At 60.5% G+C, this 14,428-nt stretch carries 10 protein-coding genes; 6 read left to right on the top strand and 4 right to left on the bottom strand.

The window, feature by feature from the left end; all coding sequences use genetic code 11:
• Positions 1-35 precede the first annotated feature (35 nt).
• Together ABID16_RS02780 and ABID16_RS02785 are read right to left on the bottom strand one after the other, a co-directional pair.
• Positions 36-1,511: an NAD-dependent succinate-semialdehyde dehydrogenase gene (locus ABID16_RS02780; protein ID WP_354554822.1), complete on the bottom strand. Its 1,476-nt coding sequence runs from the start codon at positions 1,509-1,511 to the stop codon at positions 36-38.
• Positions 1,512-1,969: 458 nt separating this feature from the next.
• On the bottom strand, positions 1,970-4,531 hold the full coding sequence (locus tag ABID16_RS02785; protein ID WP_354554823.1) for a GcvT family protein: 2,562 nt from the start codon (positions 4,529-4,531) through the stop codon (positions 1,970-1,972).
• Positions 4,532-4,761: 230 nt separating this feature from the next.
• On the opposite strand from ABID16_RS02785, the gene ABID16_RS02790 reads away from it, so the two are divergent.
• Positions 4,762-5,592, top strand: coding sequence for a response regulator (locus tag ABID16_RS02790; protein WP_354554824.1), 831 nt, complete (start codon positions 4,762-4,764; stop codon positions 5,590-5,592).
• Between the two features lie 346 nt (positions 5,593-5,938).
• On the top strand, positions 5,939-7,294 hold the full coding sequence (locus tag ABID16_RS02795) for a sensor domain-containing diguanylate cyclase (protein WP_435532350.1): 1,356 nt from the start codon (positions 5,939-5,941) through the stop codon (positions 7,292-7,294).
• 13 nt (positions 7,295-7,307) lie between these two features.
• On the opposite strand, the gene ABID16_RS02800 is transcribed toward ABID16_RS02795, so the two are convergent.
• Together ABID16_RS02800 and ABID16_RS02805 are read right to left on the bottom strand one after the other, a co-directional pair.
• Entirely contained in the window at positions 7,308-8,306 is a 999-nt protein-coding gene (locus ABID16_RS02800; protein WP_354554825.1) for a GlxA family transcriptional regulator, read from the bottom strand.
• Positions 8,307-8,538: 232 nt separating this feature from the next.
• Complete coding sequence (locus ABID16_RS02805) at positions 8,539-8,763, bottom strand: hypothetical protein (RefSeq protein ID WP_354554826.1); 225 nt, start codon at positions 8,761-8,763, stop codon at positions 8,539-8,541.
• Positions 8,764-8,996: 233 nt separating this feature from the next.
• On the opposite strand from ABID16_RS02805, the gene ABID16_RS02810 reads away from it, so the two are divergent.
• The 4 genes from ABID16_RS02810 (at position 8,997) to ABID16_RS02825 (ending at position 14,383) form a co-directional block, all read left to right on the top strand.
• Positions 8,997-9,902, top strand: coding sequence for a LysR substrate-binding domain-containing protein (locus tag ABID16_RS02810; protein WP_354554827.1), 906 nt, complete (start codon positions 8,997-8,999; stop codon positions 9,900-9,902).
• 229 nt (positions 9,903-10,131) lie between these two features.
• Positions 10,132-11,532, top strand: coding sequence for a DegQ family serine endoprotease (locus ABID16_RS02815; RefSeq protein WP_354554828.1), 1,401 nt, complete (start codon positions 10,132-10,134; stop codon positions 11,530-11,532).
• Positions 11,529-12,845 (top strand): replication-associated recombination protein A, encoded by a 1,317-nt coding sequence (locus tag ABID16_RS02820; RefSeq protein ID WP_354554829.1) that lies wholly within the window; start codon positions 11,529-11,531, stop codon positions 12,843-12,845. The genes ABID16_RS02815 and ABID16_RS02820 overlap by 4 nt, the downstream gene beginning before the upstream one ends.
• A 182-nt stretch (positions 12,846-13,027) precedes the next feature.
• On the top strand, positions 13,028-14,383 hold the full coding sequence (locus tag ABID16_RS02825; protein ID WP_354554830.1) for an enoyl ACP reductase FabMG family protein: 1,356 nt from the start codon (positions 13,028-13,030) through the stop codon (positions 14,381-14,383).
• The last annotated feature ends 45 nt before the right edge of the window (positions 14,384-14,428 follow it).

Raw genomic sequence — 14,428 nt, forward strand, 5'->3', positions numbered from 1 at the left:
GCCATGCGGTCCAAGGCTTTGGCGCGCACCGCCTCTCAAATCCCCCCCATGCAGAGATATTTCATCTCCAGATAATCCTCCAGCCCGTGCCGCGAGCCTTCCCGTCCGATGCCGGATTGCTTCATACCGCCGAAGGGGGCGGCTTCGGAAGACATGCGGCCGGTGTTGATGCCGACCATGCCGTATTCCAGCGCTTCGGCGACGCGCCAGACGCGCTTGAGGTTCGAGGCGTAGAAATAGGCGGCGAGGCCATAGATCGTGTCATTGGCTTCGCGCACCACCTGATCGGCATCCTCGAAGCGGATGATGGGGGCGAGGGGACCGAAGGTCTCTTCCTGGGCGACGCGCATGGAAGACGAGATGTCGGTGAGCACGGTTGGCTGGAAGAAGGTGCCGTCGCGGTCGATGCGGGCGCCACCGCAGCGGATCGTGCCGCCTTTGGCGAGCGCGTCTCCGATATGGTGTTCGATCTTGGCGAGTGCGCGCGTGTCGATCAGCGGGCCGATGGCGACGTCGGGCGTGAAACCGTCGCCGACGGTGAGTGTGGCGACGCGGGCGGCGAATTTCTCGGCGAATTCGTCATGGACGCCCGCCTGCACATAGAGCCGGTTGGCCGAGACGCAGGTCTGGCCGGCATTGCGGAACTTCGCCTGGATCGCGCCATCGACGGCGGCATCGATGTCGGCGTCGTCGAAGACGATGAAGGGCGCATTGCCGCCGAGTTCGAGGCTGACTTTCTTGATCTGGTCGGCGCATTGGCGCATCAGCAGGCGGCCGACTTCGGTCGAGCCGGTGAAGCTGATCTTGCGCACCTTGGTATTGGTGCAAAGCTCATGGCCAACCGCGTCGCCTTCGGCAGCGTAGACGAGGTTCAGCACGCCTTCCGGAAAGCCCGCCTTTTCGGCGAGCGCGAACATGGCGCCGGCAACCAGCGGGGTCTGTTCGGCGGGCTTGAGCACGATGGCGCAGCCGGCGGCGAGTGCAGGCGAAATCTTGCGGGCGACCATGGAGGCGGGGAAGTTCCAGGGGGTGATCGTCCCGACGACGCCGATGGGCTGCTTGATCACCAGCATGCGGCGGTCGGTCGAGGGCGCGGAAATCGTCTCGCCGTAGATGCGGTTCGCCTCTTCGGCATACCATTGCAGATAGGCGGCGGCGTGGCTGACTTCCGATTTCGCCTCCGCCAGCGGTTTGCCCATTTCGGCGGTGAGGATCGCGCCGAGATCGTCGGTGTGATCGACGATCAGCTGGTGCCAGCGCCACAACACATCGCTGCGCGCCCGCGCGGTCATCGCCGCCCATTCGGCCTGCGCCACGTATGCCTTGTCGATGGCTTCCTTCGTTTCGGCGACGCCCATATCGGGGAGTTCGGCCAGCAGCTCGCCGGTCGAGGGGTTGAAGACCTGGAATGTGCGGCTGACGGACGGTTGGCCAAGCGACCTCATGGAGGTGAGGTCGGAGAAGAGTTCGGGATTGTTGAGGTGACGGGTGAGGGCGGGGGTGAGGGTCATGCGAATGCTCTGTCTGTTGTTATCCGCGTTCCGGGCACAAAGCCGCTGCGTCGTTCTGCTGGAATTGCTTTGACGCCGGGTCTGCGTCAGTCCGCGCGTATGCTAGGCCTTACATGAAATGGTGTCTGCGACAACTGCTCTCTTGTCGCAGAGACAATTGGGCCGGCCTGGTCGCCTTTGATTTCGGGGCCTTTTGCTCCCTCTTCACTGAGGGCGCTACCTCTCTTCCGTCATCCCGGACTTGATCCGGGATCCAGTGCGCGATGTCCATCGCGCGAGAGACTCCCTGTTTGATGAAGAGTCCTCTCAGCGCGCAGACGCGCGCTGGCTGGATGCCGGATCAAGTCCGGCATGACGGAGTGTGTGGGGATTGCGCGGTGCCCAAAGTGAGCGTCGGGAAAAACGAAAAGCCCGCGCATCGCCGCGCGGGCTTTTCGCAATTCGTAATCTGCTCCGCCTTAGCTGCGCGGCTTCAGATTCTCCGGGTCGTAGATCGGCTTGTAGCCGACGCCGAAGACTTCGACCGGGTAGGTTTCGGTGAAATACTCGACATTCAGCTTGCGGCCGACTTCGCAATAGTCTGCGGGCAGGTAGGCGAGCGCTATGTTCTTGCCGACCGTCGGGCCGTAGGCGATGGAGGTCGTGTAGGAGCGGCGGCCGAGGGCATCGACGAGGACGTCGCCGGTCGCCGGGTCGACGACGGGCAGCGAGCCGACGGGGTAGCGCTTGACGCCCTTGCTATCTGTGTTTTCCGTCATGATCAGGGTGCAGAGCATGGCCGGCTGCTTTTCGCGTGCCTTGTATTCCAGATGCTTTTCCTTGCCGCGGAAGTCGGCTTCCTTGACCTTCGGGCGGGCGAGGTCGGCTTCGATGAGGTTATATTGCGTCAGCAGATCCGCGTTCTGGAGGCGCAGGCTCTTTTCCATGCGGCGCGAGTTCGCATAGGTCTCGACGCCGAAGGCCATGACGCCGGTGGAGCGCAGCGCATCCCACACAGTGAGGCCGTCTTCGTATTTCATATGCAGTTCCCAGCCCTGTTCGCCGACATAGGAGATGCGGAAGGCAGTGACCTGCTTTCCGGCAATCTCGATCGGCTTGATGGCCGCGAAGGCGAAGTTTTCCGGATTGAGCGCTGCCGGGTCGGCGACGACCTTCTTCAGCGTGTCTCGGGCGTTCGGGCCCCAGATGCCGATGGTGACGAATTTTTCCGAGACGTCGGTGACGGTGACGTTGAAACCCTTGTCTTCAGCAACGCGCTTCACATAGTGGAAGTCGCGCGGGCCGGCGTCGGCGCCGTCGATAATGCGGCAGCGGTCTGCCATCCGGATCACCGTCAGGTCGGCGCGGACATTGCCCTCGTCATCGAGGAAGTGGGTGTAGATGCCCTTGCCGATATTGGCGTCGCCACCGATCTTGGCGGCGCAGAGCCATTCCATCAGCTCCACATGATCCGGACCTTCGACGTCGAAGATGTAGAAGTGGCTCAGGTTGACGATGCCGCAATCCTCGCTCATCGCCAGATGTTCGGCATTCGAGACGCGCCAGAAGTGGCGGCTGTCCCATTCGTTTTCGCGGACCGGAACCTTGTCGCCATACTTTTCCAGGAGATGCTCGTTGGCCTTGTAGCCATGCGCACGCTCCCAGCCGCCGAGTTCCATGAAATAGCCGCCGAGCTCGACTTCGCGCTCGTAGAAGGGCGAGCGCTTGACATTGCGGCCGGTGGCATAGGGTTCGCGCGGGTGCACGGCGGGGAAATAGATCTTCTGGGCGGCTTCATAGCAGCGGCCCTCGATGAACTTTTCTTCCGTTTGGTGCTTGTAGAAACGCGAATAGTCGATGGAGGCGTGGTCGATCTCGGTGCGGCCGTCGGTCATCCAGTCGGCTATAAGCTTGCCATAGCCGGGGCCGTCCTTTACCCAGATGGCGACGCAATACCACAGGCCGCGCACCTTCTGGCTTTCGCCGCAGGACGCGCCGCCGGCGGCGGAAACCTGAAGCAGGCCATTGAAGGAATGGCTTTCATTGTAACCGAGTTCGCCGAGGATCGGCGTCAGCTCCATCGCCTTTTCGAGCGGCTCGATGATCTGCTCCATGTCGAGATCGCGCTGCGAGGGCGAGAGGCGGGCCTCATGCTTTTCGAGCAACTCGCGCGGATGGCACATGCGCGGATTGGTGGTTTCGTAGTAGCCCCATTCGATCTGGCCGCCTTCGGTCGTCTTCGGATCGCCCGTGTCGCGCATATAGGCGGAGTTGCCCTGGTCGCGCAGCAGCGGGTAGCCGATTTCCTTGCCGGTGCCTTCGAACTCGTTGTACGGGCCGAAGAAGGTCAGCGGGTGGTCGACCGGCATGACGGGCAGATCTTCACCGACCATTTCGGCGATCAGGCGGCCCCAGAGACCGGCACAGACGATGACGTGATCGGCCATGATCGTGCCGCGATGGGTGACGACGCCCTTGATGCGGCCGTTCTCGACAATCAGCGACTTTGCCGGCGTGTTGCCGAACATCTGGAGCTTGCCGGACTTTTCGGCAGCGTCCACCAGCTTGCCGGCAACGGTTTGGCTGCGCGGGATGACGAGGCCGGCGTCGGGATCGAAGAGGCCGCCCATGACCTGATCTTCCTCGATCAGCGGGAACTTTTCTTTGATCTCGGCGGGCGAGACATAGTGGGCGCGGGTACCGAAGGCGCGGGCGGAGGAGAGCTTGCGCTTGATCTCTTCCATCCAGGCGTCGTCGCCGGTGCGCGCGACTTCGAGGCCGCCGATGCGGGCGTAGTGGCCCATCTTCTCGTAGAAATCGATGGAATACTGCGTCGTCCAGACCGACAGGTAATCGTGGCTGGTCGTGTAGCAGAAGTCGGAGGCGTGGGCGGTAGAGCCGATATCGGTGGGGATGCCGGACTTGTCGATCCCGACAATGTCGTCCCAGCCGCGTTCGATCAGATGATGGGCGATGGAGGCGCCAACAATGCCGCCCAGCCCGATGATGACCACTTTTGCCTTGGTCGGAAACTCTGCCATGGAATATGCCCCGGTTGGTATTTTGGCGCGATCTTAGATCGCAAAACGACGCGACCAAATCCTGTCTACGACATAATCATTGAACAGCGCGACGGGGAAGCGACAGGGGGGCATCCGGGGGCGATTCAAGCGCGGTTTTCTCCCCCGAATTCTGAGGAATTCCGCTTAACGAAAATTCAACAACGCCTGCGTAAGACTTGAGTAAATTCGGCTATATTAGTGGGCGGGACATGAATTTTTTGGGGATTTCGGGCATGCAATACTCCGGCGAATCGCTGGAGAAATACAGAATCATTGTCGGTGAGGACTCCAATGTCTTCACCTCGATGATCCGGCAGAAGCTGAAAGAGCTTTTCAGCATCGATGTCGAGATTTGCCGCACGTTTGAAGACCTGCAGCAGGCCTATGAACTCAACCCCGAGCCCATTACGCTCGCGATTTCCAACATCAACCTGCCGGGCGCCGAAAATGGCGAAGCGCTGAACTACCTCGTTGACCTCAGCGTGCCGACCATCGTTTTCACGGCGACATTCCAGGACAGCATCCGCGAAGGGTTGCTTGCGAAGGAGGTGGTCGACTACATCATCAAGGACAGCGTCTTTGCCATCGATATGCTGGCAGAATCGGTGTGCCGTTTTCTCACCAACCAGCGCCATCATGTGCTGATCGTGGACGATAGCGCGACCGCGCGGGCGCTGCTCACGAGCCGGCTGAAACGTTACAATTTCCGGGTCAGCTCCGCAGAAAACGGCATTGCCGCGATCGAGTTGCTCAAGAAGAACCCGGATATCAGCCTCGTCATCACCGATTACAATATGCCCGATATCGACGGGTTCGAGCTGACGCGGCGCATCCGCCATGTGCGCGGATCGCATCAGTTGCGTGTCATTGGTGTGTCGTCTTCCAACGACCGTCTCCTCTCCGCCCGCTTCCTGAAGGCCGGCGGCAACGACTTCATGATGCGGCCCTTCATCGACGAGGAATTCTATTGCCGCGTCAACCAGAACCTCGACACGCTGGTGCAGATCAAGTCCGCGCAGGAGCGGATGAAGGCACGCTAAGGCCATTCCCTTGCTCGCAGTCGCATGAAGTGGGCTGCGGGCTCGACAATTGTTGTTTGCGCCAACAATCGCCGACTTATATTAAGGTTTACTCAATCAACTGGACGTTAAATGGTGCTTCATCGGCTCGCGATTTCCGTTTGAAATCGTTAGAGCGAGCCGAATGTTTCTTCATGCAATGGGCGGATGCGTGGATGAAACGGGGTGGATGTCATCCGTCGGCAACTGAGTGCCTGCCAGCTATTCCGAGCCGCAGTTCGATGCGGCAACTGGCGAGCCCGCGCCCTGGATTGCGTTTCGCGCGGTCCAGCCAGCGGGCAGGCAACCGAGGCGGAGAGGACGTGGTTTGCCCAGCAATTTGAGGACAGCGCAAATCAGGACCCGCGGGGGAGCGCTTTCCGGCGGCCGGCCAAGCATTCTCGTCGTTGAAGATACGCGCACCTTTACAACCGTTCTTGCCCATCGCTTTGAAACCGAACTCGGCGTCGATGTCGTTACCTGCCATACGCTGAAGGAAATGCGGCAGACGCTTTCCGAGGGCCGTGGTCAGTTCATGCTTGCGGTCGTCGATCTCAATCTTGCCGATTCCCCCAAGGGCGAGGTGCTCGATCACGCGCTGGAGGTGGAGCTTCCGACCATTGTCTTTACGGGGACGTTCAATTTTCACATGCGGGAGAGCCTGCTGAAGAAGAACGTGCTCGACTATGTCATCAAGGACAACGACCGGGCGATCGACTCCATCGTTCATGCGGTCCGCCGCGTGCTTCAGAACCGCAACATCCGGGTGCTGGTCGCGGATGGTCTTGCCCCCGAAGAGAGTGAAGCGGTGCAGATGCTGCAGGCGCAGCAGTTTCTGGTGGTCCACGCGGGCAGCGTTCAGGATGCCATGGACAAACTTGCCAAGTATCGGGACATCGAGTTGGTGATGGTCGATCACGCTCTGCCCGGTTCCGGCGGTATCGAACTCACACGCCAGATCAGGCGCAATTTTTCCGCGGAGGACATGCGGATCATCGGCTACTCGACGCGCGAAAATCCTCTCAATTGCGCGGCCTTCCTGAAGGCCGGGGCCAGCGATTTCCTCTATCGGCCCTTTATACAGGAAGAGTTCCAGTGCCGTGTCGCGCAAAGCGTCGATACCCTCGCTCAGATCAAGAAGCTACAGGCGATCGCTTCACGCGACTTCCTGACGGATACCTTTAACCGCCGTTATTTCTTCGAGCGCGGTCCTGTTCTGGTGCAGCATTGTCTGGCGCGGCAGGAGCCGTGCTGCGCCGTCGTGCTGGATATCGATCATTTCAAGAAATTCAATGACACCTATGGCCACGAGACCGGCGACCTGGTGCTGAAGACGGTCGCCCGCAAGCTTCGGCAGATGATCGACGGCGAGATGCATCTGATTGCTCGGCTCGGCGGCGAGGAATTCGCGATCCTGCTCCGGAACATGGATATTCGCGAAGCGACCGAATATTGCGATCTGTTGCGCGAGGAGATCGCACGGACAAACATTCTGTTCGAGGATGAAGAGCTTTCGGTCCGCGTATCGATCGGTGTGGCAGTCATTTCGGCGGAGGAGACGTTCGACAACTATCTTCACGCCGCCGACCAGTATCTCTACATGGCCAAGAATTCCGGCCGCAACCGGGTCTTTTCGGACTATTCGATCACGCAGCTCTTCGCCGAACGGCAGAAGGCCAGCTGATCATGCCGGCCTCTTAGGCTGCCTGGCGCATGCGGCGTTCCGCGCGCTCCTGCTGGGGTGAGCGATTGTAGATTTCGCGATAACACTTCGAGAAATGCGAGGCGGAAACGAAGCCGCAGGCGACGGCCACTTCCACGACCGGAAGCGTGGACTGGACCAGGAGATGGCGCGCGCGTTCCAGCCGGATCTCCAGATAGTAGCGGGCGGGCGAGCGGCCCATTTCCTGACGGAAGAGGCGTTCGATCTGCCGGCGCGACAGGCCGGCATCGTCGGCGATTTCGAGCAGCGAGAGCGGCTCGGCAAGGTTCTTTTCCATCACTTCGATAATCGAAAGAACCTTGGAGTTCTGCACGCCGAGACGCGCACGCAAGGGCAGGCGCTGGCGGTCGGACTGTTCACGCACACGGTCGGTGAGGGCCTGTTCGCAGATGCGGTTGACGAGATTGTCGTCGAAATCCTGGCCGATCAGATTCAGCATCATGTCGAGCGAGGCCGTGCCGCCGGCACAGGTATGGATATTGCCATCGACTTCATAGAGATCGGCGTAAACCTCGACTTCCGGGAAGGCCTCGGAAAAGCCGGGCAGGTTTTCCCAGTGAATGGCGCAGCGCTTGCCATTCAAAAGCCCGGCCTGGGCCAGGATATGGGCGCCCGTACAGAGGCTGCCGATCTGGACGTTGCGGTTATATGCCTCGCGCAACCAGGCGTGAACGGCCTTGTTGCTGAAATTCTCGACATCGATGCCGGAACAGATGATGGCCATGGAAGGCCGGTCAGAACCAGAGAGCATACGACGCTCTTGTGCGAGCGACGTCTGGACGGCAATCTCGATGCCGCTGGAGGAGGAGACCTTTTCGCCATCAGCCGATGCGAGGCGCCATTTGTATGCCTGATAACCGAGCATGCGGTTGGCGATACGCAACGCCTCGATCGCAGCCGTGAACGGAAGAATGGTGAAGTCGTTGACCAGGAAGAAGACCAGACAGCGCTTGGTCGTTTGTTGTGTGCTCATTGCGACATGTTCCAAGCGAGAGGGCGTTAAACCTGGTGAATTTGACACTTGTCAGCCTAACGGGACTGGCGGCGTCTGCTTTGCTGATTGCGACATTCGCATGAAAGACGATTGTCGTGAAGGGGACATCCGGTCTGCCTCCTAAATTTTGTGCAGGTTGCATGCGAAAACACCACCTCGCGGCGATGCGGGAGGTGGTGTCCACAATTGGATGATTGTTCTGAAAAGACAGTCAGCGCATGGGCTTGCCGTCGATGTCGGCCGGCAGCCGGTAACCAATGTCCTTGCGGATATCCATCGGCAGGCCTTCCAGAAGACGTTCGTTCCGGTAGCGTCGCCATGCGCCATACCCCGTTGCAAGTGGCGCAATTGCGACACGGGTGAGGGCGGCGACTACGGCGCCGATGTTTCTCCGACGGGGGGCTGCAAGCGGAACTTCCCAAAAATACGATGCCATGACTGCTCTCCTTTCCCGGTCGCGTTTTTGCGACCTGATTTGCCGGGATCGTATGTCAGACTCATTCATCAATCCAACGAATTGATCGAATTTCAGACATTCGAATTATTGATGTGTGTTCGAGGTCAGTTCGCTTGGCCAAGCTTGTATCTTGACTATCTCACGAGTTCGAAGTTCAATGAAACGAATTGCTCTGCCTTTAAGGTTCAGAAAAATTGAAAGAGGATCATGTCATGGACGAGCCGCGCCGTGAAAATCTGCCACTTCTTGAACTCGATATCCTGAAGACCTTCGTGGCCATTGCAGATACCGGCAATTTCACCACCGCCGCCGAAGCCGTGCTCAGGACGCCATCGGCCGTGTCCATGCAGATCAAGAAGCTGGAAGACATGCTGGGGGCGACGCTGTTTCGACGCGACGCCCGCGCGGTGACGCTCACCCATCACGGCGAGATACTTCTGAGCGCCGCGCGCCGGCTGCTGGCGATGAACAATGAGATCGTCGGCCGCTTCGTCCGCCCGCATATGAACGGCGTCGTCAATCTCGGGGCGCCGGACGATATCGGCGATCTGGTCCTGCCGGAGGTGCTGCGGCGCTTCGCCGAAGCCTATCCGATGGTGGCCGTCGATGTGCGCATCGAGGGTAGTGATACGCTGCGCCGGCAGGTGGCCGAAGGCAAGCTGGACATTGCACTCTTCAACTGCACCGCCGGCAATTTCAACGGTGAGGGCGAATTGCTCTATCGCGAGAAGCTTGTCTGGGCGGGCAAGAAGTGCGGCAACGCCTATGCGCGGACGCCGCTGCCGGTGTCTGTCTGGGAGGCGGGCTGCATCTGGCGCTCCAAGGCGCTCGATGCGCTGGACAAGTCCGGCCAGTCCTACCGCATTGCCTATCTCAGCGCCCATCACATGGGGCAGCGCGCCGCCATTCGCGCCGATATCGCCATTGCGCCACTCGCGCGCTTCCTGATCGCCGATGACATGGTGGAATTGGGCGAAGCGCATGGTCTGCCGGATATCGGCTATTACGATGTCGGCATGGTAAGGCGCGCCGGTGCGCCGGAGACTGTGGATGCCCTGGCGGAATACATTCGCGGCGCGGTCGTCTCGATCGGAAAATCGCTCGAGATGGCGGCCTGAGCCGCGTCCCCTTATCCCCATTTTGGCCGTATTCCGGTGGCCCAAAATCCTTGGCAAAAAGGGCCCTTCAATCGGAAGGGCCGCAGCCCACATGTTTCTGGCCGCAAGGCAGGCAAGCGATGCGCTTTTCCGGTGAGTTGACCACCGGAGGGGTTTGAAACGGCCAGCGTTTTGGGCCAGTTTCGGCATGTCGGTTGCCGCCCTTCCGACCCAATGCCGAGGTTGATCCATGAATTTCAAAATCCCAGCCGTTTTCGCCGCCGCACTTCTCGTTGCCGGGGGGCTCGCCTTCACGGCGGTGTCGGAGGATGTGCGCAAGTTGCCGGAGAGCCAGGCAGAGGTGCGGCTTTCCTATGCACCCCTCGTCAAGCAGACGGCGCCTTCGGTCGTCAACGTCTATGCCGAGCGCACGGTGGTGCGCAGCACGATCTTCGACAACGATCCCTTCTTCCGTCAGTTCTTCGGTGGCGGGCAGGGCAGGCGGCAGACGGAAAGCTCGCTGGGCTCGGGCGTCATCGTCGGCGAAAACGGCATTGTCATCACCAACAACCACGTGATCGAAGGGGCGGACGACATCAAGGTCGCGCTGTCCGATGGGCGCGAGTTCAAGAGCAAGGTCATGCTCAAGGACGACAAGGTCGATCTCGCGGTGCTGAAGATCGACACGACGGAGAAGCTGCCGCCGCTGCCACTGGGTGATTCCGACAAGCTGGAAGTCGGTGACATCGTGTTGGCCATCGGCGATCCCTTCGGTGTCGGCCAGACGGTGACAAGCGGGATCGTATCCGGCCTCGCGCGCGGCAATATCGGGGTCTCCGACTTCGGCTTCTTCATCCAGACGGATGCCTCGATCAACCCCGGCAACTCCGGCGGCGCGCTTGTCGACATGAAGGGCGAGCTGATCGGGATCAATTCGGCGATCTTCTCCAAGGGCGGTGGCTCGAACGGCATCGGCTTTGCCATTCCCGCAAATCTTGCCAAGGTCTTCATCGCGGCCGCCGAGCGCGGCGACAAGGCGTTCGAACGTCCCTATGTCGGCGCGTCTTTCGATGCGGTTTCGGCCGATGTCGCCGATGCGCTGGGATTGAAGCGCGCCGGCGGCGCCTTCATCACCAAGGTTGCCAAGGGTGGGCCGGCGGAGCAGGCCGGACTTGTGAAAGGCGACACCGTGATCGCGCTCAATGGTATTCCGATCCAGCATCCCGATGCGCTGGGCTATCGCATGCTCACCGCCGGGCTCGGCAGCGATGTCAAGCTCACGGTCTATCGCGATGGCAAGGAACGTGAGGTCTCGCTCAAGCTTGACCGTGCACCGGAAAATCCGCCGCGCGACGAGCGCCGCATCGACGGCCGCAACCCCTTTGCAGGCATTGTCGCCGTGAACCTGTCGCCGCGCGTGGCGGACGAGCTGCAGATGCCGGGCGACAATACCGGCGTTGCGATCCGCAAGGTTGAGGATGGCTCGCCGGCCGATCAGCTCGGTTTTGCCAAGGGCGATATCATCGTCTCCGTCAACGGAACCGCGATCGAGGACACGAAGACGCTGGCGCAGATGGCCAACAGCGATCCGAACATCTGGCGGGTCGAGATCAATCGCGGCGGCCAGCGCATCCGGCAAGTCTTCCGATGAGCGACCTTTTCGCCGCGCACGAACCGGAAGACTTTGCGGCAAAGCGGCCGCTGGCCGAACGCCTGCGGCCGAAGTCGCTTGCGGAAGTCTCCGGGCAGGGACATCTCACCGGGCCGGACGGCGCTCTGACGCGGATGATCGAGGCGGGTTCGCTCGGCTCGATGATCTTCTGGGGCCCACCGGGCACGGGCAAGACCACGGTTGCGCGGCTGCTGTCCGGCGAGACGGGGCTGGCCTTCGAGCAGATTTCGGCGATCTTTTCCGGCGTTGCCGACCTCAAGAAGGTGTTCGAGACGGCGCGCGCGCGGCGCATGTCGGGCCGGCAGACGTTGCTTTTCGTCGACGAAATCCATCGTTTCAACCGGGCGCAACAGGACAGTTTCCTGCCCGTGATGGAAGACGGGACGATCGTGCTTGTGGGCGCAACGACGGAAAATCCGTCCTTCGAACTCAACGCCGCTCTTCTCTCCCGCGCTCGCGTGCTGACCTTCAAGCCGCATGACGAGGAGAGTCTTGAGGCGCTTCTGCAGCGTGCGGAGGAGGAGGAAGGGAAAGCGTTGCCGCTGGACCCGGATGCACGCACGAGCCTCATCCGCATGGCCGATGGCGATGGGCGCGCGGCGCTGACGCTGGTTGAGGAAGTCTGGCGCGCGGCGCGTGCCGGCGAGCGATTCGACACGGCCGGGCTGACCCGCGTCGTCCAGCGTCGGGCCCCGGTCTATGACAAGGGGCAGGACGGGCACTACAATCTGATTTCGGCGCTTCATAAGTCCGTGCGCGGCTCGGACCCCGATGCGGCACTCTATTATATGGCGCGCATGTTCGATGCAGGTGAAGACCCGCTTTTTTTGGGCAGGCGGCTGGTGCGCATGGCGGTGGAGGATATCGGCCTTGCCGATCCGCAGGCGCTGGTCGTCGCCAATGCCGCCAAGGATGCCTATGACTTTCTCGGTTCGCCGGAAGGGGAACTGGCGCTGGCGCAGGCCTGCGTCTATCTCGCCACCGCGCCGAAATCGAACGCGGTCTACAACGCCTATAAGGCGTCGATGCGGGCGGCCAAGGAATATGGCTCGCTGCTGCCGCCCAAACATATTCTCAATGCCCCCACGAAGCTCATGAAGGCGGAGGGGTACAATGAGGGCTATCGTTATGATCACGATGAGCCCGATGCCTTCTCAGGCCAGGATTATTTCCCCGAGAAGATGGGCCGCAAGACATTCTATGATCCACCGGAGCGCGGCTTCGAGCGCGATATCCGCAAAAGGCTGGACTGGTGGGCGAAGCTGCGGGCCGAGCGGTCGGGCAAAGCCTAGGGTTTTGACCCTAGCGCCCGTCGGCTCTTGATGTGCATCATTCCGGCACATTTCCACGGCTGTTCACGCAGTGAAATAAACGTTTATTTAAAATGACTTCCAATTTTGCACCAATAAAGCCATGTCATAGTCCACGCTTACATTCGCGTCTCCTGACCTGAAAAAATCAAAGAGTGCAAAGTATGGAAAATCCGGTCTCGTTGAATCGCATCGCGGAAAACACTGTCTTTCGGAAGGGCGACGTTTTCGTTCTCTTCGGCGAATTGTTCGGGCGCGGCTATGCGACCGGCCTGCTGGACGAAGCCCGGCGGGTGGGCATGGAGATCATCGGCATCACTGTTGGTCGTCGCGACGAGAACAACGCGCTGCGTCCGCTGTCTGCCGAGGAACTTGCGGAGGCGGAGGCCCGGCTGGGCGGACGAATCATCAATCTGCCGCTGATGGCGGGCTTCGACCTTGACGCCCCGGAAGGCGGCGAGACGCCGACCGATCTTCTGGCGAAGCTGACGCTGGAAGGCTGGCAGGACGAGACGCTGGACTGGGATCACATCGCCAAATGCCGTGAGATCGGCACGAAGCGGTTCAAGGATACACTCGCCGAGGTCATGACCGTTCTCGACGGCATGATCGCCAATGGCCGTAATGTCTTCTTCGCCCATACGATGGCGGGCGGCATTCCGAAGGCCAAGGTGTTCCTCGTTCTGGCCAACCGGATCTACAAGGGGCGCGGGGCGCGTCACATGTCGTCGCAGGCGCTGCTCGACAGCGATCTCGGCAAGCTGATCCTGCAGAATTTCGATGAGGTGACGGCCTATACGTTCCAGCATCTGATCGATTGCAGCGCGGCTATCCGCGAGCGCATCACTGCTGCGGGCGGGCAGGTGCGTTACACCGCCTATGGATATCACGGTTCCGCCGTGCTGATTGACGGCAACTACCGTTGGCAGACCTATACGAACTACACGCAAGGGTATGCCAAGATGCGGCTTGAAAATGTCGCTCAGGCGGCATGGGAAAAGGGCATCAAGGCGACCGTCTATAATTGCCCGGAAATCCGCACCAATTCTTCCGACGTCTTCGCCGGCATCGAATTGCCGCTGATCCCGCTTCTGCTGGCGCTGAAGCAGGAGAATGGTGGCGCGTGGGCGGATGCGCAGTGGCAGGCCTGCGAAGCGCTTCTCGCTGACGGTTACGGCCTCAAGGATGTCTTCGGCAAGATCGCCGACATGCAGGCTAGCCCGGTCATGGAACCCTTCTACGATTTCTCGGCATGGCCGAAGGCCAACAGCCAGGAACAGGCCGACCTGACGATCGGTACCTCCAACGAGATCACCCAGATGCATCGCGACGGCAAGGCGCTGATCAGCGATCACCTGAGCGCGCTTGTCGTGCAGGCGACCGGCAAGCTGATCTTCGGTGAAACCTCGAAGCCGTCTGGTCCGGTCCTGTGGCTGAACCATGACATCGTGGCCCGCCGGCTGAATGAGACACATCAGGATGCGGTGGAAGACGGTTTTCCGGAGCTTGAGGTCGCCTGAGCGATTGGAAGTTCGGACGACTTGATCTTCCTCAAAGCGTAGAAG

It is taken from the genome of Limnomicrobium aquaticum (assembly GCF_040545545.1).
GTDB lineage: Bacteria > Pseudomonadota > Alphaproteobacteria > Rhizobiales > Rhizobiaceae > Ensifer_A > Ensifer_A aquaticum.